This is a genomic window from Lentisalinibacter sediminis (genome assembly GCF_040706615.1).
Taxonomy (GTDB): domain Bacteria; phylum Pseudomonadota; class Gammaproteobacteria; order Steroidobacterales; family Woeseiaceae; genus Lentisalinibacter; species Lentisalinibacter sediminis.
This window is the reverse complement of the sequence record NZ_JAPDRF010000009.1, coordinates 140,941-163,930: the sequence shown is the minus strand read 5'-3', so window position 1 is coordinate 163,930 and position 22,990 is coordinate 140,941. Positions and strand designations below refer to the sequence as shown.

At 66.4% G+C, this 22,990-nt stretch carries 25 protein-coding genes; 11 read left to right on the top strand and 14 right to left on the bottom strand.

Features of this window, described 5'->3' with window-relative positions; all coding sequences use genetic code 11:
* The first annotated feature begins 34 nt into the window (after window positions 1-34).
* Window positions 35-1,270 (top strand): hemolysin family protein, encoded by a 1,236-nt coding sequence (locus tag ACJMKX_RS17800; protein WP_405228366.1) that lies wholly within the window; start codon window positions 35-37, stop codon window positions 1,268-1,270.
* Window positions 1,271-1,298: 28 nt separating this feature from the next.
* On the top strand, window positions 1,299-2,423 hold the full coding sequence (locus ACJMKX_RS17795) for a PQQ-dependent sugar dehydrogenase (protein ID WP_405228364.1): 1,125 nt from the start codon (window positions 1,299-1,301) through the stop codon (window positions 2,421-2,423).
* A gap of 280 nt (window positions 2,424-2,703) precedes the next feature.
* Here ACJMKX_RS17795 and ACJMKX_RS17790 read toward each other — a convergent pair whose 3' ends face one another.
* Both ACJMKX_RS17790 and ACJMKX_RS17785 read right to left on the bottom strand, forming a co-directional pair.
* Window positions 2,704-3,159 carry a tellurite resistance TerB family protein gene (locus ACJMKX_RS17790; RefSeq protein WP_405228362.1) on the bottom strand — a complete coding sequence of 152 codons (456 nt, stop codon included), beginning with the start codon at window positions 3,157-3,159 and terminating at the stop codon, window positions 2,704-2,706.
* A 100-nt stretch (window positions 3,160-3,259) separates the two neighbouring features.
* On the bottom strand, window positions 3,260-5,110 hold the full coding sequence (locus ACJMKX_RS17785; protein WP_405228360.1) for a Na+/H+ antiporter NhaC family protein: 1,851 nt from the start codon (window positions 5,108-5,110) through the stop codon (window positions 3,260-3,262).
* A gap of 193 nt (window positions 5,111-5,303) precedes the next feature.
* On the opposite strand from ACJMKX_RS17785, the gene ACJMKX_RS17780 reads away from it, so the two are divergent.
* The gene (locus ACJMKX_RS17780; protein WP_405228358.1) at window positions 5,304-6,437 is read left to right on the top strand and encodes an aromatic ring-hydroxylating oxygenase subunit alpha; all 1,134 of its coding nucleotides are present in this window, start codon (window positions 5,304-5,306) and stop codon (window positions 6,435-6,437) included.
* Between the two features lie 86 nt (window positions 6,438-6,523).
* On the opposite strand, the gene ACJMKX_RS17775 is transcribed toward ACJMKX_RS17780, so the two are convergent.
* Window positions 6,524-8,017, bottom strand: a complete 1,494-nt coding sequence (locus ACJMKX_RS17775; protein WP_405228355.1) for a sodium:solute symporter family transporter — start codon at window positions 8,015-8,017, stop codon at window positions 6,524-6,526.
* Window positions 8,018-8,088: 71 nt separating this feature from the next.
* The gene (locus ACJMKX_RS17770; protein WP_405228352.1) at window positions 8,089-8,373 is read right to left on the bottom strand and encodes a GIY-YIG nuclease family protein; all 285 of its coding nucleotides are present in this window, start codon (window positions 8,371-8,373) and stop codon (window positions 8,089-8,091) included.
* A 133-nt stretch (window positions 8,374-8,506) separates the two neighbouring features.
* On the opposite strand from ACJMKX_RS17770, the gene ACJMKX_RS17765 reads away from it, so the two are divergent.
* Both ACJMKX_RS17765 and ACJMKX_RS17760 read left to right on the top strand, forming a co-directional pair.
* Window positions 8,507-9,247 (top strand): hypothetical protein, encoded by a 741-nt coding sequence (locus ACJMKX_RS17765; protein WP_405228349.1) that lies wholly within the window; start codon window positions 8,507-8,509, stop codon window positions 9,245-9,247.
* A 22-nt stretch (window positions 9,248-9,269) separates the two neighbouring features.
* Window positions 9,270-10,160, top strand: coding sequence for a hypothetical protein (locus ACJMKX_RS17760; protein ID WP_405228347.1), 891 nt, complete (start codon window positions 9,270-9,272; stop codon window positions 10,158-10,160).
* Window positions 10,161-10,178: 18 nt separating this feature from the next.
* Here ACJMKX_RS17760 and ACJMKX_RS17755 read toward each other — a convergent pair whose 3' ends face one another.
* Window positions 10,179-11,801, bottom strand: a complete 1,623-nt coding sequence (locus ACJMKX_RS17755; protein ID WP_405228345.1) for an NAD-dependent malic enzyme — start codon at window positions 11,799-11,801, stop codon at window positions 10,179-10,181.
* Between the two features lie 24 nt (window positions 11,802-11,825).
* Window positions 11,826-13,166, bottom strand: a complete 1,341-nt coding sequence (locus ACJMKX_RS17750; protein WP_405228343.1) for a DUF418 domain-containing protein — start codon at window positions 13,164-13,166, stop codon at window positions 11,826-11,828.
* 166 nt (window positions 13,167-13,332) lie between these two features.
* On the opposite strand from ACJMKX_RS17750, the gene ACJMKX_RS17745 reads away from it, so the two are divergent.
* Both ACJMKX_RS17745 and ACJMKX_RS17740 read left to right on the top strand, forming a co-directional pair.
* Entirely contained in the window at window positions 13,333-13,992 is a 660-nt protein-coding gene (locus tag ACJMKX_RS17745; protein ID WP_405228341.1) for a hypothetical protein, read from the top strand.
* Between the two features lie 87 nt (window positions 13,993-14,079).
* Window positions 14,080-14,928 (top strand): MBL fold metallo-hydrolase, encoded by an 849-nt coding sequence (locus ACJMKX_RS17740; RefSeq protein WP_405228339.1) that lies wholly within the window; start codon window positions 14,080-14,082, stop codon window positions 14,926-14,928.
* A 97-nt stretch (window positions 14,929-15,025) separates the two neighbouring features.
* Here the strand turns inward: ACJMKX_RS17740 and ACJMKX_RS17735 are convergent, their stop codons facing one another.
* Both ACJMKX_RS17735 and ACJMKX_RS17730 read right to left on the bottom strand, forming a co-directional pair.
* Window positions 15,026-15,757, bottom strand: a complete 732-nt coding sequence (locus ACJMKX_RS17735; RefSeq protein ID WP_405228337.1) for a glutathione peroxidase — start codon at window positions 15,755-15,757, stop codon at window positions 15,026-15,028.
* A gap of 76 nt (window positions 15,758-15,833) precedes the next feature.
* Window positions 15,834-16,313 carry a Dps family protein gene (locus ACJMKX_RS17730; RefSeq protein ID WP_405228334.1) on the bottom strand — a complete coding sequence of 160 codons (480 nt, stop codon included), beginning with the start codon at window positions 16,311-16,313 and terminating at the stop codon, window positions 15,834-15,836.
* A 112-nt stretch (window positions 16,314-16,425) separates the two neighbouring features.
* Between ACJMKX_RS17730 and ACJMKX_RS17725 the strand changes: the two genes are divergently transcribed.
* Together ACJMKX_RS17725 and ACJMKX_RS17720 are read left to right on the top strand one after the other, a co-directional pair.
* On the top strand, window positions 16,426-17,328 hold the full coding sequence (locus tag ACJMKX_RS17725; RefSeq protein ID WP_405228332.1) for a hydrogen peroxide-inducible genes activator: 903 nt from the start codon (window positions 16,426-16,428) through the stop codon (window positions 17,326-17,328).
* Window positions 17,329-17,438: 110 nt separating this feature from the next.
* On the top strand, window positions 17,439-18,152 hold the full coding sequence (locus ACJMKX_RS17720) for a J domain-containing protein (protein WP_405228330.1): 714 nt from the start codon (window positions 17,439-17,441) through the stop codon (window positions 18,150-18,152).
* Between the two features lie 4 nt (window positions 18,153-18,156).
* Here ACJMKX_RS17720 and ACJMKX_RS17715 read toward each other — a convergent pair whose 3' ends face one another.
* Window positions 18,157-18,408, bottom strand: a complete 252-nt coding sequence (locus tag ACJMKX_RS17715; RefSeq protein WP_405228328.1) for a hypothetical protein — start codon at window positions 18,406-18,408, stop codon at window positions 18,157-18,159.
* Window positions 18,409-18,521: 113 nt separating this feature from the next.
* Here ACJMKX_RS17715 and ACJMKX_RS17710 point away from each other — a divergent pair, with 113 nt between their 5' ends.
* Entirely contained in the window at window positions 18,522-18,899 is a 378-nt protein-coding gene (locus ACJMKX_RS17710; RefSeq protein WP_405228326.1) for a hypothetical protein, read from the top strand.
* A 44-nt stretch (window positions 18,900-18,943) separates the two neighbouring features.
* Here the strand turns inward: ACJMKX_RS17710 and ACJMKX_RS17705 are convergent, their stop codons facing one another.
* Both ACJMKX_RS17705 and ACJMKX_RS17700 read right to left on the bottom strand, forming a co-directional pair.
* A complete protein-coding gene (locus tag ACJMKX_RS17705; protein WP_405228324.1) occupies window positions 18,944-19,204 on the bottom strand; it encodes a hypothetical protein in 261 nt (86 codons plus the stop codon).
* Between the two features lie 356 nt (window positions 19,205-19,560).
* Window positions 19,561-20,112: a lipid-binding SYLF domain-containing protein gene (locus tag ACJMKX_RS17700; RefSeq protein WP_405228322.1), complete on the bottom strand. Its 552-nt coding sequence runs from the start codon at window positions 20,110-20,112 to the stop codon at window positions 19,561-19,563.
* Window positions 20,113-20,282: 170 nt separating this feature from the next.
* Between ACJMKX_RS17700 and ACJMKX_RS17695 the strand changes: the two genes are divergently transcribed.
* Window positions 20,283-20,795 carry a hypothetical protein gene (locus ACJMKX_RS17695; RefSeq protein ID WP_405228320.1) on the top strand — a complete coding sequence of 171 codons (513 nt, stop codon included), beginning with the start codon at window positions 20,283-20,285 and terminating at the stop codon, window positions 20,793-20,795.
* 240 nt (window positions 20,796-21,035) lie between these two features.
* Here ACJMKX_RS17695 and ACJMKX_RS17690 read toward each other — a convergent pair whose 3' ends face one another.
* The 3 genes from ACJMKX_RS17690 to ACJMKX_RS17680 are packed head-to-tail and all read right to left on the bottom strand — an operon-like array spanning window position 21,036 to window position 22,963.
* The gene (locus ACJMKX_RS17690; protein ID WP_405228318.1) at window positions 21,036-21,854 is read right to left on the bottom strand and encodes a GTP cyclohydrolase II; all 819 of its coding nucleotides are present in this window, start codon (window positions 21,852-21,854) and stop codon (window positions 21,036-21,038) included.
* A gap of 25 nt (window positions 21,855-21,879) precedes the next feature.
* Window positions 21,880-22,545, bottom strand: coding sequence for an NUDIX hydrolase (locus ACJMKX_RS17685; RefSeq protein ID WP_405228315.1), 666 nt, complete (start codon window positions 22,543-22,545; stop codon window positions 21,880-21,882).
* A gap of 10 nt (window positions 22,546-22,555) precedes the next feature.
* On the bottom strand, window positions 22,556-22,963 hold the full coding sequence (locus ACJMKX_RS17680) for a CBS domain-containing protein (protein WP_405228313.1): 408 nt from the start codon (window positions 22,961-22,963) through the stop codon (window positions 22,556-22,558).
* Window positions 22,964-22,990: the final 27 nt, after the last annotated feature.

The following is a 22,990-nucleotide window of genomic DNA, read 5'->3' as shown; positions in this document are numbered from 1 at the left end:
TCCTGCATAGGGATTTAACCTTCGAGGGATTTCCATGCTCGTCTTTGTCGTCGCCGTCTCGGTGGCTCTCGTCTTCTCCTTCCTTTGCTCCATCTTCGAGTCGGTGCTGCTCTCGGTGCGCTACTCGCGGGTCGAGGAGCTGGCCCAGAGCGGCAAGCGCTCGGGCCGGCTGCTGCGGCGTTTCAAGCGGGACATCGACACGCCGATCGCGGCCATCCTGATCGTCAATACCGTCGCGCACACGGTGGGCGCGTCAGTGGCCGGCGCGAGCTACTCCAACGTGTTCGACCCGCAGACGCTGTGGATCTTCACCATCGTCTTCACCATCGCCGTGCTGCTGTTCACGGAGATCATCCCGAAAACGGTGGGTGTCACGTATTCCGATCTGCTCGCGACGCCGGTCGCCTTCGGCATACAGGCTTTCACCGTGGCGCTGAAGCCGCTGGTGGCGGTAAGCGGCATGCTGTCCCGGGCCCTGCGCGGCGGCGGCGAGGAGATGCCCATCACATCGGTGGAGGAGATACGCCTGCTCGCCTCGCTCGGGCGCCGGGAGGGCAGTGTGGGCCTGCGCACGGCGTCGATGATCGTAGGCGCCACGCATCTGCGCCAGCTCCGCGCCGTGGACGTCATGGTGCCGCGCGCCTCCGTGCGTTTCCTGTCCGGCACCATGAGCCGGCAGGAACTCCTGCAGACGCTGAAAGAGGAGCGCTTCAGCCGTTTCCCCTGGTCGCCCACCGAGGACCTCGACCAGGCCGCCGGCATCGTGCTGGCCAAGGAACTGCTGATCCATCTGCAGGAACACGAGCACGAGGACGTGGACTGGGAATCGCTGGTGCGCGAGCCGCTGATCGTGCCGGAGACCAAGCCCGTGAACTCGCTGCTGCTGGCCTTCCAGGAGACCCGCACCCACATGGCGCTGGTGGTGGACGAATACGGCACCTTCCTCGGCATCGTCACCAACGAGGACCTGCTGGAGGAGATCGTCGGCGAGATCTACGACGAGACGGACCGGCCGACGGAGGAGATCTGGCGCCAGCCCGACGGCACGCTCCAGGCGCTCGGTACCGTGGATCTGCGCAAACTCTGCAGTCAGCTCGGCCTGCGCTGGGAACCGGAGGCGGACGTCGTGACCGCCGGCGGACTGGTCAGCACGCTGCTCGGCCGTCTGCCGGAGGTGGGCGACGAGGTAGAATGGCGCGGCTACCGACTGCGCGTCCTCGCAGCGGGACGGCGGCGCGCGGAACGCATCGCCGTGAGCAAGGTCGACTAGAAGACGAACAAGGAGAGGGAGAGATTCCATGCTGCGGGTGTCCGTATGGTCGATTTTTGCGGCCGTTCTGTTGGTCGTTGTGGCTGCCGAGGGAAGAGCGGAGCGATTCGGGACGGAGCAACACGACGTCGAGGTCTCTGTCGTCACCGACGGCCTGAGCCATCCCTGGGGGCTCGCGTTTGTTCCGGGCGGAGATATCCTGGTCACCGAGCGCCGCGGCAACCTGCGCGTGGTGCGCGACGGTACGCTGTTGCCCGAGCCCGTCGCGGGTCTGCCGCCCATCGACCAGCACGGTCAGGGCGGCCTGCTGGACGTGGCCCTGCATCCGGACTTCCCGGCCAACCGGACCGTTTATCTCTCCTACGCGGGACGAGGCGACGACGGCTACAGCACGGAGGTGCTGCGAGGCCGGCTGGAGGGCGACGCCCTCACCGACGTTGAAGTGATCTTCCGCGGCGTGCCGAAGGCGGACGGCAAGCGGCATTTCGGCTCCCGGCTGCTGTTCGGGCCGGACGGCAAGCTCTACGTGGCGCTCGGCGACCGTGGCGACCGCCCCTCCGCCCAGGACCTCGCTTCCCATAACGGCTCCCTGCTGCGGCTGAACCCGGACGGCAGTGTGCCCGCAGACAACCCGTTCGTCGGCCGCGACGGCGCGCAGCCGGAAATCTGGACCTACGGCAACCGCAACATGCAGGGCATGGCCCTCCGCGCCAACGGGCAGATCTGGACCCACGAGCACGGCCCCCAGGGCGGCGACGAAGTGAACCTGATGCGCGCCGGCGTGAACTACGGCTGGCCCGTCATCACCTACGGGCGCAACTACGGCATCGGCACGAAGATCGGCGAGGGCGAGGAGAAAGCCGGCATGGCCCAGCCCGTCCACACCTGGGTGCCCTCCATCGCCCCCTCGGGCATGGCCTTCTACGACGGCGACGCCTTCCCGGCATGGAAAGGCGACCTGTTCGTGGGCTCGCTGAAATTCGGCCTGCTCGTGCGCCTGACCCTGAACGGCGACGAGGTGGTGGCAGAGGAACGCATGCTCGACGATGCCTACGGCCGCATCCGCGCGGTGGCCGAGGGCCCCGACGGCCTGCTCCGGCTCCTCACCGACGAGCGCAACGGCAAGCTCCTGAAGCTCTCTCCCGCCGAATAACACGTAGGAGGGCCTTCAGGCCCGATCCTTCCTGCGCGGTCCCCTTCTATTGTGGCCGTCATGCGGGGGTATCCATCTTGCTCCCGACAAAAGGTCGCGGCGATGGATACCCCCGCATGACGGCCGTGCTCGCGGTGGCGTGGAGGCGCTGCCGGTCAGCGGCGCCTGCTGACTCGTGCCATTCCTCTCGGCTACGGGCCCGTCAGCGGGTGGGCCAATGTTGATAGAACGCGGAGTCGAGGCTGGCAGAGCGCGGTCGGGCCTGAAGGCCCTCCTACAGCTATTTTTCGAAGAACCGCTCGTACGCCGAGTGCATGACCTCCGGCGGGATCTCGAGCACTTCCGCGGCATAGTGCAGGACATCGAGTTCCGCCGATTCGCGGCGGCCGTCCGCTGCGATCAGCTCCAGCATCAGCATGGCCACCTCTTCCTTCTCCGATGGATCCAGCAGGTTCCGGAGCGCCCGCAGCTGGGCTTCGAGTTCCTCGGGTTCCGGCGCCTCGGTCAATGCGTTCGTCAGCAACTCCAGCGCCTCGGCACTGCTCAGGCGGAAGTGGCTCTCGGTGATGGCGAGCATCTGCGAGGTCTCGGCAGTCGAGATCGTGCCGTCGGTCTTCGCGATGCGCACGAGCAGCGAGGCGATCAGGAACTGGAAGTCCCGATCGGTCATGATGCCCTGGGCATCGACGGCTTCGCCGGACTTCAGCCGCAGGGTATCGCGTGGAATCGTGGCCATGGCTGTTCCCCCGCCATCCGCCCCGGACGCCGCCGGGGCACCGCCCTAGTTTATCCATCCTGCCGCGGAACGCCATCCATGCGCCGCAGGGGGACAGGACTCAGCCCGACCCGGGCGACCCCGGCGAGGACGGCTCGGCGTCTTCCGGCCGCCGACCCAGGAAGCGGATGACGAGATAAAGCACGAACGCACCCGCCGGGAGCGCCACCCACCAGGGCAGCCCGTAACCGGTCGGTAACGTCCCGACCAGCAGCGCGACGAGGCCGACGGCCATGGCATAGGGAAGCTGGGTGCGCACGTGCTCGATGTGGTCACAGCCGCTCGCCATGGACGAGAGGATGGTGGTATCGGAGATCGGCGAGCAGTGATCGCCCCAGACCGCGCCTGCCAGATTGCAGGCGATGGCCGAATACAGGATGCCGTGGTATTCGGGCCCGGTCATGCCCGCCGCGGACATCACCGCCCAGGTCAGCGGGATGATCAGCGGCATGAGGATGCCCATGGTCCCCCAGCTCGTGCCCGTGCTGAAGGCGGTCAGCGCCGAGAGCACGAATATGAGCGCCGGCAGCACCGCCGGCGGCAGGGAGTCGCCGAGCAGGCTGACCAGGTAATCCGCGGTGTGCAGTTCGCCGGCGATGCCGGCCAGCGCCCAGGCCAGCACCAGGATGATCATGGCAAACAGCATGGAACGCACGCCCGTATACCAGGCGTCGATGACTTCCTCCAGATCCAGTATGCGCTGCCCGAGCGACAGGACGGCCGCCACCACCACGCCCAGCAGAGACGCCCACATCAGTGACTTGTAGGGATCCGCGCTGCCGATGATCTGGGGCAGCGTCTCGCCCTCGCCGGTGATCAGCAGAGCGGCCAGCAACGTGCCGATGAGCACCAGGATGGGCAATACCGCGTTGACGGCGCGGACCGGCGCATCCTCCTTCGGCTCCAGCTCCTCCAGGCCCTCGCTGCTGGATGCCTCCGAGGCCTCGGAGCGCACCCGACCGCCGCGGGCGCGCACCTCCGCGGCATGCATGGCGCCGAAGTCCCGCCCCGTGATGGCCACGAGGAAGACGAAGAACAGCGCGAACAGCGGATAGAAGTTATAGGGGATAGTGCTCAGGAAGACCGAATAGGGATTCTGCGTGAACTCGGGAATGCTCTTCAGCGCATCGCCGATCAGCCCCACCTCGTAGCCGATCCAGGTGGTGGCGAGCGCCACACAGGTAATGGGGGCCGCCGTGGAATCCACGATGTAGGCGAGCTTCTCGCGGGAGATACGCAGGCGGTCGGTCACGGAGCGGGCGGTGTTGCCGACCACCAGCGAGTTGCCGTAGTCGTCGAAGAAGATGGCGATACCCATAAGCCAGACGGAGACCTGACCGCTGATCCGGTCCGTGGCCTTGCGCATGATCAGCCGCACCACGCCGTGCATGCCGCCGTTACGGGTGACGATCCCGACCATGCCGCCGATCATCAGGCTGAACAGGATGATCATCGCGTGATCGCTGTTGGCCAGCGCCCCGGCCACGTGCACCTGGAAGGCCTCGAGCAGGCCGCGAAAAGCGCCGGTCGGGCTCAGCGAGATGAGCGTGGTAGCGCCGAACCAGATGCCCAGCATCAGCGACGGGATGACGCTGCGCAGGGCCAGCGCGAGGAAGATGGCGAGCAGCGGCGGCAGGATGGACAGCCAGCCCGGGATCACCCGCAGCGCCGCTTCGGCCAGCGGCCGTGGCGGCACCACGGACAGCTCGTACACGGCCAGATCCAGTGCCTGAGGATCGTCCACCAGCACGTCGCTGAAGACCGCACCGCCCTCGGGGTCCGCGACGGACTCGAAGCGCAGCGGGCCTGCGTCCAGCTCCAGGCGGGCACCGGCGGGCGCCCCCTCCACGGTCACGTCGAAAGCGATGCCGGCGAGCGCCACGCGGGGCGGCTCCAGTCTGGCCTCGGCCATCGCGCAGGAAGGCAGCGTCGAAGAAGACAGCGCGAAAAACGTCAGTAGCGCGAGCGGTTTTCTGATTCTTCTTCTCCCCCACCACAACGACATCGCGGCGATGTTAGCACGCGCGGGAAAGCCGCCGCCGGTGGCGCCGGTGTCACGCCTCCGCGATAATGGCGCGACTTGCAGACCGATTGCGGGGCTGATCATGGCGACTGTCTCCCGGGAACAGGACATAGGCGCGACGGACCGCGAGTTCGGCAAGGCGCTGACGCCGCCAGGCTGGATATTTCACGACCGTTCGCTGTACGAACGCGAACTCGAGGAGATCTTCCGCCGCATGTGGCTGGTGGCGGGCCATCACACACGGCTATCCTCGCCCGGTGACTTCTTCGTGGTCGACGTCGGGCCGGAGTCCGTGATCGTCGCCGCCGACGGCGACGGGCGACCACGCGCCTGGCACAACTTCTGCCGTCACCGTGGTACCCGGCTCACCTCCGGCGGCGGCAACTGCCGGATGTTCCGCTGCCCGTACCACAACTGGGCCTATGGCCTGGACGGTTCGCTGGTCGCCGCCCCCGGCATGGACGAGGCGGCGGACTTCGATCGCGCCCGGTTCCCGCTGCGCGAGGTGCGCCTGGAGATCCTTGACGGATTCCTGTTCATCAACCTGGACCCCGACGCCGAACCGCTGGCCGACGCCTACGCCGAATTCCCCGACCTGTCCGGCTACGATACGGCCGGGCTCGTGCGGGTGGGACGCCACGACTACGAGGTCGCCGCGAACTGGAAGCTGATCTGCGAAAACTACAACGAGTGCTACCACTGCTCGCTGGCGCACCCCGCCCTGCATCGCGTGAGCACCTACGGCGAACTGCCCGACTACGACTTCGTCGGCCGCAACTTCAATGGCGGTCCCATGGGAATCAAGGACGGCTGCAATACACTGACCGTCTCCGGCGTCACCGCGAACCCGCCGTTGCCGGGCATCTCCGAGCAGGAGAAGCGCATGGTGCAGTACCTGAATCTGTACCCGAACTTCCTGTTCAGCCTGGCGCCCGACTACGTCATGGCCCACTACCTGTGGCCGCGGGGACCGGACTCGGTCTACATAGAGACCGAGTGGTTCTGCTCACCCGCGCAGATGGAACACCCCGACTTCGACGCCACCGATGCGATCGACTTCTGGGACATGACCAATCGCCAGGACTGGGCGCTCTGCGAGAACGCCCACCGGGGTCTGGCCTCCAGCGCCCACGTACCCGGCCCGTACCACCCCAGCGAGAGCGGCGTGCACGCCTTCGACCGCTGGTACGTACAGCGCATGTTCGCCACGATGTAGGAGGGCCTTCAGGCCCGATTTCAATTAATGAATCGGGGCTAAAGCCCCTCCTACATGCCCATTGGTGATCGGGCCTGAAGGCCCTCCTACAGGGTCTTTCGGTTCAGCCACCAGCCAATCACCAACACCGGCGCGATGCCGACGATCCCGCCCAGGGTGCCGGTGACGCCGGGATTGGCGAAGGTGAGATCCACCCAGGGCAGCAGCACGCTGCCGTAGAGATACAGCCCGATGTGCACCACCAGCGCGCCGGCCGAGGCCAGCCACAGCAGGCTCAACGGCATGTCGCGGAACAGCACGCCCGCCAGCAGCGGTGGAGCGGCCGCCACGGCCAGACCGTAGACGCCCACCTGGCCGAATATGCCCAGCAGCCGCGGCGGATCCAGGTTGACGATGAAGGCCGCCACGGCGATCGCGACCAGCACCACGTGACTGGCCCGCATGCCGAGACGCATGCGCTCCTCCGGCGTGCGCTCCCGGGGCGAGTAACGGTCCACCAGGTTCAGGACCAGGTCGTTCGCCGTGATCGTCGACAGTGACACCAGCAGTCCGTCCAGCGTGGACATGGCCGCGGCCAGCAGCACCACGCTGATGATGGTGAACACCCAGTCGGGGAACACCGTCTGCAGATACACGGTCATCACCAGGTCCTGACGGAACGCGCCGGTGGTCTCGTCGATGAGCGCACCCTCCGGTACCACCAGATGGGCCAGGAATCCGACGCTCGCGAGCAGCAGGAACAGGAAGAACACCGCCGCGAACACCAGCAGATAACGGTGCACGGCCTCGTCGGTCTTCACGTACAGCGCCTTGGTGAGTATGTGGGGCTGGCAGGCGAGCACCGCACCTATCACGAAGCCGGCGATGTAGACCGAGAAGGTATCGTTGAACAGCTGCCCGCCGGTATTCACCGGCACGAGCAGGTCCGGATCCGCAGCGGCGAGACGCTCCGCCACCGAGCCGGGCTCCGCCAGGATGATCGCGATACCCGAGCCGATCACCACCAGCGTCACGAGGATCATCAGTGATCCCTGCAGCATGTTGGTGAGCACGTGGGCGTAAGCGCCGCCGATAAACACGTAGCCGGTGACGAAAGACAGCGTGATCACCAGGGCGCTGACGTTCGAGACGCCGAGCAGGCGCTGCATGACGATGGAGATGCCGCCGACCAGCAGGACCACGAAGGCGAACGACAGCAGGTTCAGGAAAGAGAAGTACAGCGCGAAACCGGGTGCCTTGTAACGCTTGCCCACCCAGTCGGGGATGGTGAGCGCCTTCGCCTCGGCGCCGAAGCGCCGGAACTTGAATGACAGCAGATACAGCATCGTGAGGATGCCGAGCCCGGTGCCGGGGACCATGTGGATGAACGCCGACAGGCCGTCCACGTAGATGAAGCCCGGGTTGATGATGAACGTCGCCGCCGAGGCGGTGCTGGCCGCCAGCGTGACGCCGACCACCACCGGGCTGAGGTCGCCCCTGCCGATGGCAAACGCGCCGAAATCCGTCGTGCGCTTGTAACCCCGCCAGCCGAGCCACGCCGTGGCCAGCAGGTAGGCGATGAATAACAGCCATGCAAACACGGCCCGCTCCCCCGGTTGCGGATTTCAACGAGCGTTGAACTTATAGGAGAAGCCGTCGGGGCGCAACCGGCTCAGCCATCACTGTCTCCGCCCAGGAGCCGACGCTTCGCGGCCGCAGGCAGCCGGCGGATGGCGTACTCGCGTCGCTGGGCCGCGGAACGGTCGGCGGCACACTCCGCATAGACCAGCTCGGCGGGCAGTCGGCTGCGGGTATAGCGCGCGCCCCGGCCCGCGTTGTGCTCGGCGACGCGGCGCGCGAGATCCGTGGTGATCCCCGTGTACAGCGTCCCGTCGGCGCAGCGCAGCAGGTAGACCTGCCAGACGCCGCCCTCCCCTGCAGTGGCCTGCTCGCCCATGCAGCGAGTATGCCTGCGCCCTCACCAGCCGGAAACTCGCGGGATCGCCGTGAAATGCCGCAGGCTCGCCGCGCCTGTCGCGCGCAGACTGCTGTCCCGTGGTTCAACCATTGCTTCACAGGGAGGTGAGGCCATGAAGAGACTGATAATGTTCTGCGCGTTCATCGCGCTGTGCGTGGGTAGCCGCGGCGGGGTTGCGGATCCCATCCTGCCGCCGTATGAAGGAGATCCGATGGAACTGTACGGCGAGAGAATCCTGGACGACAGCATACTGTGCACCGGGAAAGGCTGCGGTCCGCTGCTGGATTCTCTCAGGGAGGATTACCAGATGGATATCTACCTGGTGCTGAATCAGCCCTCGGGTCTCGACGAAACGTCGGCCTATACGCTGGCGGTCTCGACGGAGCAGCTCTGTGACAGATTGGAGGAGTCGAGGCCGGAAGGGTGTTCTGCGTCCAGTGCGCCGTCGGTGCCGGGCTTCGACCGATACTGGCAACCGAACGGCTGCGGCGTGGGCGGCTGGCGGGACTTCCTTCTCGCACGGCTGGCAGGAGTCAGCATGCCCACGTTCACCGGCGACCTCGATGAGCCGTTTCCGGGGGTCAGTTTCGAGTCGGCCTGTGATGCCCATGACCGATGTTACGGCGTACAGCTGCCCCAGTATGAGTGCGACGATCTGTTCCACGTCGGCATGCAGAGGGCATGCGAGAGCAATACGGCAAACGCAACCCGCACCCTTTGCATGAGCACTGCTGCCATCTACTTTGGAACGGTTGCCCAGCGGGGCGGGAGTGCCTACGAGTCCGCCGGCGAGGAACGTGCCTGCGCGAGATGGCACCGCGAGATGGAAGCGAACGACTGCAAGGAATCCTGAAAACGATCAGCGAGAATGGATCATGTCCCGATATATCTTCGTGCTGCTTGGGCTGGCGATCGCGGGGGGCGCCGCCTGGTTGGTGATCGGAGGAATCCACTTGTCGGACGAACATCCGGCGACACCTCCCTGCGGTGTGACGGAGACGCCGGCGATCGAACGCGGGCGCGAGACTTCATTGCCCATGGACGGGCGCGAAGAGCCACAACCCGCGATGGCGCGCAACACGACTGCTGCCGGAGAGGCCCCGGGCCGAACCGCAAGGGCGCCCGGCACGCTGGCCGGGCGAGGTCATGCAGCCCGGGCGCCGGACTTCGAAGAATTGCTGACCGCATACGATTCCGTCTCGGCGGCAATGCTCGAGGAGTTCAATGCCCGCTATACCGGTGCCATCGCCTTCCGCGACGAGGCAGAATTCGGGTGGATGGAGGAGCAAGGGTTTCCGCTGCCGGAGGAAATACTCGCCGCTGCAGACATGCCACTGGCGGACCTGCGCACGCTCGCCGACAGCGGCGACCCGAAGGCGCAGTTCCTCTACCTCGACCGCACGCTGCAGGCGGTGCGCGAACTCAGGCAGAGCTACCTCCGCTCCGGCATATCGCCGGATGGGTTGAAGGACATTCCGGAATACGGGGACGCCCTGATCCGGGCGGCCTATGCAAAGAGTTTCCTGACGGAGAGCGATTCGCCGTTCGCCGGCTACCTCATGGCGGAATTCTCACGAGCGGCGTTCGGCAATCCGTACGGCTATATGGCCGGGTTGCTCCACGCCAGCCATCTCGGCGATCCGCGAGCCTACGGCAAGCTGCGCGAGTACGTGCGCCGGAACGACATCTCCGAGGACGCACTCAATGCAATGGGCGCCTACGCGGTCATCGTCGAAGGTCGTAGCATGCTCCGCAAGCCGGAGTGACAACGTACCGCAAACCTTTCAGTAAGTCGGATCGTACATCGTCGCCTCGATCGCCGAGCGGAGATCCTCCGGGACGGGATCGAGGCGGGCGATGCCGTCCTCCAGCGCCCGTTCCACGACGGTGGTGGCGATGGCAGCCGATATCTGGCGGATGCGGGTGAGCGGCGGATACAGCGTGCCGGCCTCCAGGTCTTTCTCGCTGATGAGGTCGGCCAGGGTTCTGGCGGCGGTCAGGAACATCGTATCCGGTATGCGCGTGGCACCGGCGAAGACCGCGCCGAGACCGATGCCGGGGAATATGTAGGCGTTGTTGCCCTGGCCCGGCCGGTAGAAGCGCCCGCCCCAGGTCACCGGCTGGAAGGGGCTGCCACTGGCGAAGATCGCCCGGCCGTTGCTCCATGCATAGGCCTCTTCGGCGGTGCACTCGGCCCGCGAGGTGGGATTGGAGAGGGCGAAAATCACCGGCCGCGGGTTGATCCGGGTCATCAGCTCGACGATCTCGCGGGTGAACGTCCGCGGCGCTCCGGTGGCTCCGATCAGAACGTGGGGGCGGTGCTCCTCCACGGCGCCGAAGAAGTCGGCAGGCGCGCTGTCGGCAGCGTAGTCCACGAGCGTTTCCGGTATATCGGTGCGCTCGCGGGTGATGAGGCCCTTGCGGTCGACGAACCGGATCCGGCTGCGCGCGTCCGCCGCGGACACACCCTCCTCCACCAGTGAGGACACCATGAGGTCAGCGATACCGGCGGCAGCGCTGCCTTTGCCCAGGAACATGACCCTCAGGTCCCGGAACGGGACGTCCGTAATCCGGGTGGAGGCGATGACGCCGGCCAGCGCCACGGCGGCCGTCCCCTGAATGTCGTCGTTGAAGCAGAGTACGTCGTCCCGGTAGCGTGCCAGCAGCGAGCGCGCATTCTCGGTGGCGAAGTCCTCGAACTGGATCAGCGCGTCCGGATACGCCTTCTGCACGGCGCGGACGAATTCCTCCAGCAATTCCATGTACTCCGGCCCGCGCAGCCGGCGGCGCCGCAGGCCGAGGTACAGCGGGTCGTCCAGCAGCGTCTCGTTCTCGGTACCCACGTCCAGCATCACCGGCAGGCACTGCTCGGGGCGGATGCCGGCGCAGGCGACGTAGAGCGAGAGTTTGCCGATGGGGATGCCGGCGCCGTTGCCGCCGAGATCCCCCAGGCCGAGCACCCGCTCGCCGTCGGTCACCACGATCACCCGAATGTCTTTCTTCTCCCAGTTGTCCAGCAGCTTCGCTATCTGTCCCTTGCCCTCCGGGGTGATGAACAGCGCACGGGTATGACGATAGATATGTGCGAACTCGAGACAGGCCTCACCCACGGTCGGCGTGTAGATGATGGGCATGATCTCCTCGATGTGGTCGATGACCGTGCGGTAGAACAACCGACGGTTCCGACCCTGCAGTGCGCGCAGGAAGATGTAGCGGTCGATGTCGCTGGACTGGCGCCGGAGGTTCTCCAGCACCCGCGTGATCTGCATCTGCTGGGTGGAGATGGCTGGCGGCAGCAGCCCGCGCAGCCCCAGCTGCTCGCGCTCCTCCGCGGTAAACGCGGTGGACTTGTTGATATCCGGATCCCGCAGGACGTCGATGCCCCGGAGGTGCGACTTGTTCTCCATACGTGCCTCGCGTTGGTGTGCTCGTCAGGTCTTGAGCGGCTGCCGTCGCCAGTATGTCAGTGATCGCCAAAGCCATTCCACGGGCCCGAAGCGGAAGTTGCGCAGCCAGATCGGGCTCAGCCAGAGCTGCAGGCCGATCACGGCGGCCACGAAGGCCATCTGCCAAAACCGCGGGACGGTCCCGTAGAGGCCGAGACCATAACCGTAGAAAACGGTGGTGAGTATCAGGGAATGCATCAGGTAGTTGGTGAGCGCCATCCGGCCCACGGCTGCGAAGCGGCGCATGAGCGCGGCAAGGGCGCCGGACTGCGCCATGCGCATCACCAGTCCGATATGGCCGAACGCCACGAGGATGCTGGCGAAATAGTTCGGAATCATGCCGACGCGGAAGGCGTACAGGCCGTCGAATTCGTGTTGCCAGAGATTCCAGCCGCTGAAAGCGGCGAGCGGCAGACCGAGACCGTAGCCGACGATCATCATGCGCCGGTAGAAAGCCGGGCTGCGCCGGGCCGAGAACACCCCGAGTTTCATGAGCGCCATGCCGATCAGCATGAGCCCGCCCACGCGCCAGAGGGCGAAAGCGATCGCGCCCTGGAACTGCATGCTGGCGACCATCGGTGCGCGATGCTCGACGATCTCGCCGTAGCTGCCACGGTAGGCCTCCAGATCCGCCTGCACGTCCTCGGCCGTGGGCGCCACGAACGAGCGCATGGCCTCCGCCGCGTCCAGCCGCGCCGCATCCTCAGCGCTGAGCGCCTCGCCGGCGTCGCGTTGCTCCTGCAGGGGCTGTGTGGCGGCCTGCTCCTGCTCCATATACTCCGCGCCGGCATAGTTCATGAGCAACGCGACCGGCAACAGCAGACAGGCGACGACGATCAGCGTGCGCGGCGCCCGGCGACGCAGCGGATACAGCAGCATGCCCACCAGTGCGTAGTGGAAAAGAATATCGCCGAACCAGAGCAGATAGCCATGGGCCACGCCGATCAGGAGCAGCCACAGCTGGCGCCGGTAGAAGATACCGGCGAAGCCGGCCCCGCGTTCCTCCGCCCGGCCGGCCATGAGCACGACACCCGCGCCGAACAGCATCGAGAAGATCGTCATGAACTTCTGATCGAACAGCAGATGGGTGAAGAACCAGGTACCGAGGTTGTACCACTCCTCGCCGCCCATGATCAGGGGGTTCGTGTAGGCGGCGAATGGCATCGCGAAGGCATAGACGTTCATGACCAGGATGCCGAGGACGGCCACGCCGCGCAGGGTGTCGATGGCCGTGATGCGCTCGGCGGCGGTGACCGGCCCCGCTGCGGGCAGCCTGGCCGGGTCGTCCATCGCCCCGCTCCGGGGTACCCACGTCTCGCTCATCATTGTCTCCCTGCCGTGCCGGACCGCCCGGACTGGCTCGCATTCTACTGCCCGGGCCCGTCCCGGGCATCCGTGGATGTGATCCCGCTCACACCCGCGATCGGGAAGCCGGTATAGCCTTCCGCTTATTCTGTTCAATTGCCCGCCCGGACGCGGGCACGGAGTGACCATGAAGACCCTGAAAATTTCCGCTCTCCTCGCACTGCTCGGCCTCGCCGCGGCAATGCCCGCCCAGGCCGACGATGACCTCTGGTTCGGCGTCCGGGCCGGCACGCTCGGCCTCGGCCTCGAGGCCACCTGGCGCCCGGTCCCGTATCTCGACCTGCGTGGCGGCCTTAACCGGTTCAGCTTCGACGACGACGGCTCCGAGGCCGGCGTCAACTACGACGGCGAGTTCGATCTGGACACGTGGTACGCCACGGTGAACCTGCGGGCACCGATGACGCCGTTCCGTCTGACGGCCGGCTACTTCTCGAACAGCAACGAGGTGAACCTGACCAGCCAGGAAGGCAGCACGATCGAGATCGGCGGCACCGTCTATCCCGTCGACCAGGTGGGCACACTCAACGCCGCCGTGACTTTCGATAGCGGCGCGCCCTATGCCGGCGTGGGCATGGATTTCCGCATCTTCGACACCGTCGGTCTGAGCCTGGATCTCGGCGTGCTGTTCCAGGGCGAACCCCAGGTGGGTTTCAACGCCAGCGGGCCGATCGCCGACGTGCCCCAGTTCCAGGCTGACCTGGAAGCCGAGCGGCAGGAGCTGGAGGCCGAACTCGAGGACTACGACATGTATCCGGTAGCCATGCTCGGCTTCCACTGGAACTTCTGATCGACACGCCGCGACGGCTTCATCAGAACGTCATCGATGCTCTCTAGCATGGACCGCCATGAAGGCAGTCAGCAGGGAGAGGGAACGATGACGGAGAGTCTTGCTCGAGACCGGCACGGCCCGGCCGTGACCGACATGCCGCTCGACCGGCGATCGGAGAGCAGCGAAGGCTACGCGCTGCGCTTCCTCGGCATCGGCGGCGGTACCAGCCAGGGCAGCCCCATCGCAGTGGTCGAACGGGGAGCGGAGCCGCTCCTGATGCTCGACTGCGGCCCCGGCGCCGTGGACGGCTATCGCGCGCAGTACGACGCGCTTCCGCACAGCGTCTATCTCACGCACACCCACATGGATCACGTGGGCGGCCTGGAGGAGCTGTTCCATGCGGCGGCGCCCTTGGTCATCGGCGGCAAGCAAGCGCCAATAAGGTTGTTCGCGCCCGCCTCGATCGTGGCCAGGCTGCAGGAACGGGTGGTGGGCAACGCCTTCGTCCGGGCCGAGGGCGGGACGAATTTCTGGGACGCATTCCAGCTCGTCCCGGTCACCGGCGGGTTCTGGCTGGATTCGCTGTGGTTCCGTGTCTTCGAGGTGCGGCACATGCAGCCGCGGTTCTGCTACGGCGTCGCGCTGCCCGGGAGCTTCCTGTTCACAGGGGATACCCGGCCCATACCCGAGGTGCTGCGCGAGTACGCCACCGAGGGCGAGACCATCTTCCACGACTGCGCGGTCCGGGCGAATCCCGCACACAGCGGCTTCGTCGACCTGTTGAACGAGTATCCCGGAGAGACGCTCGACCGCATCGTCGTCTATCACTACGGCTCGGTGGAGAACGGCCGCCGGCTGGAGAGCCACGGTTTTCGCATCGCGAAGCTCGGCCGGCGTCACGAGCTCCCGGCGCCGCTGCAGGCGGGCGCGGCGGAGACCCGGCTGGCGTCCTGACCCCGTCGCAGACAAAAAAAGCCGGGCCCCTCGCGGGACCCGGCCTTCGCATCGCCGTCGTTGAGACGGCTGGGGATCGACTCGGGCGTCCGGCCGTTCAGGCCGCCTTGCGACCGCTCAGCCACTGCTCGAGGTCGTCGGCACCGCCGATCAGCTCGCCGTCGACGAACACCTGCGGGAAGGTGGTCGCCTTGGCGACAGCGCGCAGCGTGCGGTCCGTGTAGTCGCGGTTCAGCACCAGCTCCTCGTAGTCGATGCCGGCGTCGCGCAGCCGTGCCTTTGCCTCGGCACAGAACGGGCAGCCCTTGCGCGACAGGATGGTCACGTCGTGGGGCTTCTCCGCGCTCGGCGCGATGTACTCCAGCATGGTGTCGGCGTCGGAGACCTCGTAGGGGTCGCCGGGCTTCTCCGGCTCGACGAACAGCTTCTCGATCTTGCCGTCGCGCACCAGCATGGAATAACGCCAGGAGCGCTTGCCGAAGCCGAGGTCGTCCTTGTCGACCAGCAGGCCCATCTTCGAGGTGAACTCGCCGTTGCCGTCCGGCAGAAACCGGATGTTGTAGGCCTTCTGGGCCTCCTGCCACTCGTTCATCACGAACGCGTCGTTGACGGAGACGCAGATGATCTCGTCGACGCCATGTTTGTTGAACGTCTCGGCCAGCTGGTTGTAGCGCGGTACGTGCGACGAAGAACAGGTCGGCGTGAACGCGCCCGGCAGCGAGAAGACCACCACGGTCTTGCCGTCGAACAGTTCACTCGAGGTCCTGTTGACCCACTCGTGCCCCTCGCGCGTGCGGAACGTCGCGTCGGGTACTCTTTTGCCTTCCATCGATGTATCCATTGATTTCCTCCTGGTTTCCATTCGGGTCATGTCCCGTGTTTCGAATCGGTTCGTCGCGTGTGCTTCAGGCCGCCTCATCCTTCAGCAGGCTGCGAAGCATCCACGCGTTCTTCTCGTGAATCTGCATACGCTGGGTCAGCAGGTCTGCCGTGGGCTCGTCGTTCGCCTTGTCCACGACCGGGAACACCTGCCGCGCCGTGCGCACGACGGTCTCCTGCCCCAGCACCAGTTGCCGGATCATTTCCTCGGCATCCGGGCTGCCCGTCTCCTCTTCGATGTCCGTGAGCTTCGCGAACTCGCTGTAGGAACCGGGGGCCTTGACGCCCAGGGCGCGGATGCGCTCGGCGATTTCGTCGACGGCCTGAGCGAGCTCGGTGTAATGCTCCTCGAAAAGCGTGTGGAGCGTGGCGAACATCGGCCCCGTCACGTTCCAGTGATAGTTGTGCGTCTTGAGATACAGCGTATAGCTGTCGGCGAGCAGTCGCGACAGCCCGTCTGCTATCTCCCTGCGGTCTTTTTCTTCGATTCCGATGTTTATGGTCATGATTGATCCTCCTTCGATGTTCCCTATCATAAGGATCGCCATTGATAATGAAAATGGAATATTTTTATAATAGTGATCGATTTATTGAATACAACAGCCGGATTCCCGCTCGATGGCCATTAATCTTCCCAGCGTCAAGCAGTTACGTTACTTTGTGGCACTCGCCGAGCACGGCCACTTCGGCCGTGCCGCCGACGCCTGCCACGTCTCCCAGTCCGCGTTCAGTGTCGGCATCCAGGAACTGGAGGCAGCGCTGGACGTGCAGCTGGTCGACCGCACCAACCGGCAGGTCACCATCACCGCCATCGGCCGGGAGGTGGCTGAACAGGCCCGGTTGTGCCTGAGAGATCTGGAGTCGCTCGTGCAAATGGCAAGGGTAGGCCAGAAGCCCCTGTCCGGCCCCCTGCGCCTGGGTGTCATCCCCACCATCTCGCCGTTCCTGCTGCCCAGGGTGCTGCCCCTGGTGCGGAGGAGCTTTCCGGAGCTGAAGCTGTTCCTGGTGGAGGACCTCACCGACAAGCTGCACCACAAACTCCTGGCCGGGGACATCGACCTGATGCTGTTCGCCGTCCCCTACGAGCTGCGCAACGTGGAGACCGAGCCACTGTACCGGGATCGCTTCCTGCTCGCGGCGCACCGCGAGACGCGTCTGGTGGATCCGGAGAACTACCGCTACAACCGCCTGCATGCCGACAGCGTGCTGCTGCTCGAGGAAGGCCATTGCCTGCGGGAGCACGCCATAGACGCGTGCCGCATCCGCAGCTCCGAGAAGGTGAGTCGCTTCGCCGCCACCAGCCTGCTGACCCTGATAGAGATGGTGGACGCCGACCTCGGCATCACCTTCCTGCCGGAGATGGCCAGGGACTCGGCGCTGTTGAGCGCGACAGACGTCGGACTCTGGCCCATGGGCGAACGCTCCTACAGAGAGATCGCGCTCGGCTGGCGCCGCGGCAGCGCGCGTGCCGACGAATTCCGGGAGCTGGGCGCCTTCATCACCGACAATCGGCAGCCCTGACGGCCGTCACTCGCGCCAGGACAATGCCTGCCCTTATGTCGAGTCGGGCCTCACGGGGCTGCGTGGGTCACTAGAATCCGGAGGCATAACAAGAACAACGAGGCGCAGGCATGAAGTCCAGGAACGGCCCTGTCGGGCAACGTGACTATTACCGCATACTCCACGTCCAGCCCGACGCACCGCTGGAGGTGATCCGCTCCAGCTACCGCACCCTGATGCAGCGGATGCGCGCGCACCCCGATCTGGGCGGTGACAACCGCCGGGCCGCGGCGCTGAACGAGGCCTGGTCGGTACTGCGGCACCCGGAGAAGAGGGCGTCGTATGATGCCGCCCGCAGCGCCACCAGTGCCGCCAACGCGTCCCGGCGGCATCCCCGGCACGAGCCGCGGCCGGCGGAAGCATGCCTGTTCTGCGGCACCGAACGCGGCCATACCGGCGCGCCGGAGGCCGGCGAGCGCTGCGGCGAATGCGCGAGCCCGCTCGCGCCGGCCGACCGCAGTCGCCTGGAGACCCGGGGTCAGCGGGCCATCACCCGCATCCGCCGGAGCCGGCCGATCACCTTCCTCGCCACCTGGCCGCAGCACTTCCCAATGACGGGTCGCATGCAGGACGTCTCCCTGCACGGGTTGAAATTCGTCACCCGGCAGGCGCTGTCCCCCGGCCAGATCATCCGCCTCGACAGCGACATCTGCCGGGCCGTGGCCCGCGTGGTGGCCGCGCAGCCGTCGGTGGAGTCGGGTGACAGGCAGTGGCTGGTGCGCGCCGAGTTCCTCACGCTCGATCTCGAGCGCACGGTCGGGGCTTTCGTCTGCGAGACCGCCTGAGGCCTCAGACACAGACCGTCACGAAGCCGAGAGCGAGCCAGAGCACCGCGGCCCGCCGCACGATCGCGAGCAGGGTGTCGCCGAGCCGGCGCGTGAGTCCCCCGATAGCGAGGTCGTGTACCCGGGTGTCGATCTGCTCACGGTGCAGCTCGTACGCCGCATCGGAGGAATCCAGATAGCCCTCCGGCAGGAGCACGAGCCCGTCACCGCTGAATTCCTCTTCCTCGACGGAAGGCGATGCGACCCTCTCAGCCATGCAGAAATGCTAGCGCAGGCAGCTGCTTAGCGCCGTGAGCCCGATCACAGAAGCGCTCTCGTCGGCCGGCGGGCCGCTGGACACGCTCCCCGCGAAGCGCGACAGTCGGAGCCATGGAGACCAACGACTTGCGCTGCTGGCGCTGCGGCGCCCCGCTCGCGAAGCTCACCCTGCCCCTGTCCCGGCTGGATGAGTGCCCTGAGTGCAGCATCCCGCTGCACGTGTGCCGCATGTGCGTCTATTTCGACCCCTCGGTTACCCGCCAGTGCCGGGAGGACGACGCCGAGGAGGTGAAGGAGAAGGAGCGGCCGAATTTCTGCGACTACTTCCGTCCCTCGGCCACGGCTTTCGAATCCGGCGCCATCGACGCCGAGCGGCGGGCGCAGCGGGAACTCGACAGCCTTTTCGGCGGCGCGCCGGAGCCGGACCCCGGCGAAGACGGCGGCGACGAACCCCTGGCCGACGCCGAGGCGCTGTTCCGCAAGAAGTAATACGGGGTGAAAGCGGTGCTGGTGACGGAGGCCCGTCGCCAGCCTCAGCGGCGCTTGCGCCGCTTCCTCTTGCCTTTGCCGGGCGCGTTGCGGCCCGGCTCGTCCGTGCCGCCCCACTTCTCGCGATGCGCAGCCGCCGCCTGTGACTGCACCGAGGCGTGCCGGTTGGACAGCAGCAGGGAGTCGGGCGAGCACACCCGCGCCTTGATCAGGCCGAGGTCCGCGGCTGCGTCGAACAGGCTCGGATACCACCGCTCCCACTTGGGCAGTAACGCTTCCACCTGTTCCCTGAGGCTTGCACTCATCGCAGCCATCCTCCTCGACCGTCCCCCGGAATCTATCCCAACGTTCGCGCCAGAGGAAGGGCGGACGTCGCGACACCGGGCAATGAAAAAGGGCCGCATCGCTGCGGCCCTCCGTGAGTGGGGTGTCGTCAACCCCCGGGTATCTTCCGTACCCTGGGCCTCACTGCGACAGCGAAGGCTGCTCCACTGTCACCGCGAAAACCCGGGGCTGGATCGACACTCCCAATTTCTCACTAGACATTGGATCACCTCCTTTCAGTTATGGGCCGAGCCGACAGCATCCAATAAATGCCGGCGAATTCCAAGCGCTGCGGCGAAAAACGCGGACACGGTCACGAACGCTGATTGGACAGAACCTAGTCCTCGCCCATGTCCAGCTTCGTGAACTTGGTGCCCTCGAGCGTGAGGTTGTACATGAGGCCCTTGCTGCCGAAGACGAAGCCGACCACCGGGTCGGTGATGTTTGCCGTATCGATGGTCTTGCCGGCACCCAGGTCGATCAGCGCGACGGAGCCGTCCACGCCCACCTTGAAGCCGGCGCTGCTGCGGAACTTCTTCAGCGCCTCCTGCGTCATGAAGGCGATCACGATGCTCTTGGCCTGGGCGCCGAGTTGGAAGCCGATGGAACCGGCCGCCGTGGAATAGTAGTCGACCGTCTGGCCGCCGACCCTGAGCGCACCCTTGCCATACTCGCCGCCGATGCCGATGCCGGCCTTGATGACCCGGGGGAATACCAACACTCCGGCGGCGCCGTTCAGAAACACCTCCGCGCCGTTCACCTCGGACTTGAAGGTGGCGAGCGCCTCGTTTACGTCGGCATCGATCTCGGCACCACTGTCGGCCAGCGCGGGCTGCGCGAACCAGCAGGCCGCAAGCAGCATGACAGGGAATAATTGCGGGATTCTCATGGCACAGAACTCCTCGGGAGGAAAGCGCCGGAATTCTAGCAGTAACCGGTGAATCGAGGCTGAACGGCTGTCGGCGGCAGCATACCGGGCTGTGAAGCGATTCTCAGAAATCCCGGCGCCCGAGCGGGCATAATGCAGACAATATGCGCGGGAACCGCGCGGAGTACGGCATGGCAGAGGGATCGGACAAGCCCGGCAAAGGCGACACCGTGAGGCTCGCACGGCCCGGCGGCAAGGTCGGGCTCGACGAGCGCGGCCACTCGGTCTGGGTGGGCGACGTGAAAACGGGCCGCTTCGAGCTGATGAGCACGCAGACCGTGGAAGCGCTGATCCACCAGGGCGACCCGGACCTGCGCGAGGAGATGGACCGTCTCGCGGGCGACGGCGCGGAGGGCGTGGTGGCCAGGGAGAAAGACACGGGCCACTTCCGCATCCTGGAGACCGAGAGCCTCGACGCGATGATGAACCGCCCCGTCGCGGGACGCGAATCGGTGGCAGTCGGCGGCCGCAATATCGACGAGCTCGAGCCGGATCCGGACGAGGCCGATGAGTTGCAGCTGGTCAGCACCCAGATGCTGCGCCAGATCCTCGGCAAGGACGTGACCGAGGCGGGCGACGACGATAAGGACGCCCCGGAGGCGGCCTTCTGCAACCCCTACGACAGCACGCCGAAAAAGAAATAGATCGGTCCGTTACATGGACTGATTTCATCGGCCTGTAATGCGGGCCCGCTAGTATCAATCCCGGTTCGGGAAATCACCCAGACCCGTTCCAGGCTGCGGACCCCCCCACCCGACGCCCGCAGCCGACCGTCCGGCAAGCGACAGGATGCCGCAGCGGATACCACGGAGGTAACCGGCCGGACGACGCCCCCCAGACCGGTGTGCCGGCGGCCGCAATGGTCGCCGGTCTCACCGGCACTTTCAGTCCGTGAGGTCCTCGTCGCTGAGCCGGTGGCCCCAGTCCCGCTTTGCCGCCAGGTAGCGACGGTTCCAGTCGCCCACGCCGGTTACGTGCTTGACCGCGACGATGTCCGTCAGCCCGTGCTCCGCCAGGTCGGCGACCTTCTTCGGGTTGTTGGTCAGCAGACGGAACGGCCGCGTACCGAGGAAATGATGCAGCAGGGCGGCAGCGTCGCCGAAGTCTCTGGAGTCGTCCGGCAGGCCGAGAGACCGGTTGGCCTGGTAGGTGTCCTCGCCGGCGTCCTGCAGGATGTAGGTGACCGCCTTCGCCCAGAGCCCGATGCCGCGGCCTTCGTGGCCGGCCATGTAGATGAGAACGCCACCCGCGGGGTCGGCATGGATGCGGTGCATGGCTGCGACGAACTGGGGTCCGCATTCGCAGCGCTGGGAGCCGAAGACGTCACCCGTGAGGCAGCTCGAGTGTACGCGGACGAGCGGCCGGTCGGCCGTCTCCGGTTCGCCGATCAGGAGCACGCTGTTGACCGCCATGGAAGAGGCGAGCGTGGCGAACAGCCGCTGGCCGCCCTGCTCCCGGAGCTCCCGGGCGAGGTCCTCCACCTTGGACAACTCGGTATGCCGCACCGCCGCGTACCAGCGGACCTCCATGCGCAGGCCGGCGACGTCCAGCGGCAGCGGTATGGGACCGAGCACGTTGATCGCCGGCTCGCCCGGCGGCGGCGGATTGGCCGCGTCGATGACCCGTCCGTAGCGGTCGATGCGGATCAGACGGCCCTGCTCGATCAGCCGGCCGCGGATCGTGGGATCGATGTAGGTGAACATGCGCGAAGGATAGCACCGCCGGCCGTCAGCTCCCCGGCCGCTCACGGCGGAGATAGCAGCGCTCGCCCCGGTAGCACAGGAACAGGGGAGACCGCCCGGGATCCGCGAGGCACGGACGGACCTCGGCGAGCATGGCCTCGGTCACGTCGATGAGCCCGGCAGCGAGGCTCCCCTCCGGATCCACCCAGCGCAGGTCCAGCAATTCGCCGTCGCCGCCGAGCGCGCCGTGCAGATGCCGGGCGTCGACCATGAAGAAGCGGGCATGGTATCGCCAGGGACTACCGGCGGGCGTGATGGCACGGCCGACATAGCGCAGGCGATGCAGCGGCGGTGCGACACCCAGCGCCCGGAAGATGTCCCAGCCGCCGGCACCCGGGCCCACGTGCCCCGGCACACCCAGCACCAGGCCGGTCTCCTCCGCGGTCTCGCGCACCGCCGCCATGGCGAGCGCCCGGGCGTGCGCGTGCGAGCGGAACGCCCCCCGTTGGTCGGCCGGGAGCTCGGTCGCCGGCAGCGCACGCCGGTCGTCCGGCTCGAGCCGGCCGCCGGGGAAGACGTAGACGCCCGGCGTGAACCGTGCCTCGCGGCGGCGCCGGCCCATGAGCACTTCCACGCCGCGGCCGCGCCGACGGTAGATCAGCAGGCTCGCCGCGTCCTGCGGGCGTACGGGAGATCGACGGGTCGGTGTCATGCGACCGGTCTCACTCCAGCGTCGGCAGCGCCTCCAGCGCCAGCACGTAGTAGCTGACGATGCCCACCACCGTATGCGTCTCGTCGATCACCGGCGCGTGGCCGATGCCCACACTCTCGAACAGGCGTGCGCAATAGCGGATGTCCATCTCCGGCCGCACCGAGATGACCGGTTTCGCCATGATCTCGTAGACGTTGACGCGTTCCGGCGCCCGGTCCTGACCGATGACGTGCTTGGCAATGTCCGAGAAGAGCAGCATGCCGTACTCGTCGCGCTCGTGACGCCGCTTGACGATCAGGCAGGTGGCCTGCACCTGCTTCATCGTCTTGAGCGCGTCCAGCACGGTCATGCTGCCGTCGATCTCCGTGACTTCGCGATGCATCACCTCGCTGACAGGCACCCATTTTCGTTCAGCCATGATCACTCCTCTCTGTTCGTCGGCAGC

Coding starts and splice junctions, on each gene's coding strand:
- ACJMKX_RS17760 (WP_405228347.1), top strand. CDS start 9,270: ATGTCCCGATATATCTTCGTGCTGCTTGGGCTGGCGATCGCGGGGGGC.
- ACJMKX_RS17755 (WP_405228345.1), bottom strand. CDS start 11,801: ATGGAGAACAAGTCGCACCTCCGGGGCATCGACGTCCTGCGGGATCCG.
- ACJMKX_RS17735 (WP_405228337.1), bottom strand. CDS start 15,757: ATGGAAGGCAAAAGAGTACCCGACGCGACGTTCCGCACGCGCGAGGGG.
- ACJMKX_RS17770 (WP_405228352.1), bottom strand. CDS start 8,373: ATGGGCGAGCAGGCCACTGCAGGGGAGGGCGGCGTCTGGCAGGTCTAC.
- ACJMKX_RS17795 (WP_405228364.1), top strand. CDS start 1,299: ATGCTGCGGGTGTCCGTATGGTCGATTTTTGCGGCCGTTCTGTTGGTC.
- ACJMKX_RS17725 (WP_405228332.1), top strand. CDS start 16,426: ATGGCCATTAATCTTCCCAGCGTCAAGCAGTTACGTTACTTTGTGGCA.
- ACJMKX_RS17695 (WP_405228320.1), top strand. CDS start 20,283: ATGGCAGAGGGATCGGACAAGCCCGGCAAAGGCGACACCGTGAGGCTC.
- ACJMKX_RS17680 (WP_405228313.1), bottom strand. CDS start 22,963: ATGGCTGAACGAAAATGGGTGCCTGTCAGCGAGGTGATGCATCGCGAA.
- ACJMKX_RS17765 (WP_405228349.1), top strand. CDS start 8,507: ATGAAGAGACTGATAATGTTCTGCGCGTTCATCGCGCTGTGCGTGGGT.
- ACJMKX_RS17685 (WP_405228315.1), bottom strand. CDS start 22,545: ATGACACCGACCCGTCGATCTCCCGTACGCCCGCAGGACGCGGCGAGC.
- ACJMKX_RS17715 (WP_405228328.1), bottom strand. CDS start 18,408: ATGGCTGAGAGGGTCGCATCGCCTTCCGTCGAGGAAGAGGAATTCAGC.
- ACJMKX_RS17710 (WP_405228326.1), top strand. CDS start 18,522: ATGGAGACCAACGACTTGCGCTGCTGGCGCTGCGGCGCCCCGCTCGCG.
- ACJMKX_RS17730 (WP_405228334.1), bottom strand. CDS start 16,313: ATGACCATAAACATCGGAATCGAAGAAAAAGACCGCAGGGAGATAGCA.
- ACJMKX_RS17705 (WP_405228324.1), bottom strand. CDS start 19,204: ATGAGTGCAAGCCTCAGGGAACAGGTGGAAGCGTTACTGCCCAAGTGG.
- ACJMKX_RS17720 (WP_405228330.1), top strand. CDS start 17,439: ATGAAGTCCAGGAACGGCCCTGTCGGGCAACGTGACTATTACCGCATA.
- ACJMKX_RS17700 (WP_405228322.1), bottom strand. CDS start 20,112: ATGAGAATCCCGCAATTATTCCCTGTCATGCTGCTTGCGGCCTGCTGG.
- ACJMKX_RS17690 (WP_405228318.1), bottom strand. CDS start 21,854: ATGTTCACCTACATCGATCCCACGATCCGCGGCCGGCTGATCGAGCAG.
- ACJMKX_RS17740 (WP_405228339.1), top strand. CDS start 14,080: ATGACGGAGAGTCTTGCTCGAGACCGGCACGGCCCGGCCGTGACCGAC.
- ACJMKX_RS17800 (WP_405228366.1), top strand. CDS start 35: ATGCTCGTCTTTGTCGTCGCCGTCTCGGTGGCTCTCGTCTTCTCCTTC.
- ACJMKX_RS17750 (WP_405228343.1), bottom strand. CDS start 13,166: ATGATGAGCGAGACGTGGGTACCCCGGAGCGGGGCGATGGACGACCCG.
- ACJMKX_RS17785 (WP_405228360.1), bottom strand. CDS start 5,110: ATGGCCGAGGCCAGACTGGAGCCGCCCCGCGTGGCGCTCGCCGGCATC.
- ACJMKX_RS17780 (WP_405228358.1), top strand. CDS start 5,304: ATGGCGACTGTCTCCCGGGAACAGGACATAGGCGCGACGGACCGCGAG.
- ACJMKX_RS17790 (WP_405228362.1), bottom strand. CDS start 3,159: ATGGCCACGATTCCACGCGATACCCTGCGGCTGAAGTCCGGCGAAGCC.
- ACJMKX_RS17745 (WP_405228341.1), top strand. CDS start 13,333: ATGAAGACCCTGAAAATTTCCGCTCTCCTCGCACTGCTCGGCCTCGCC.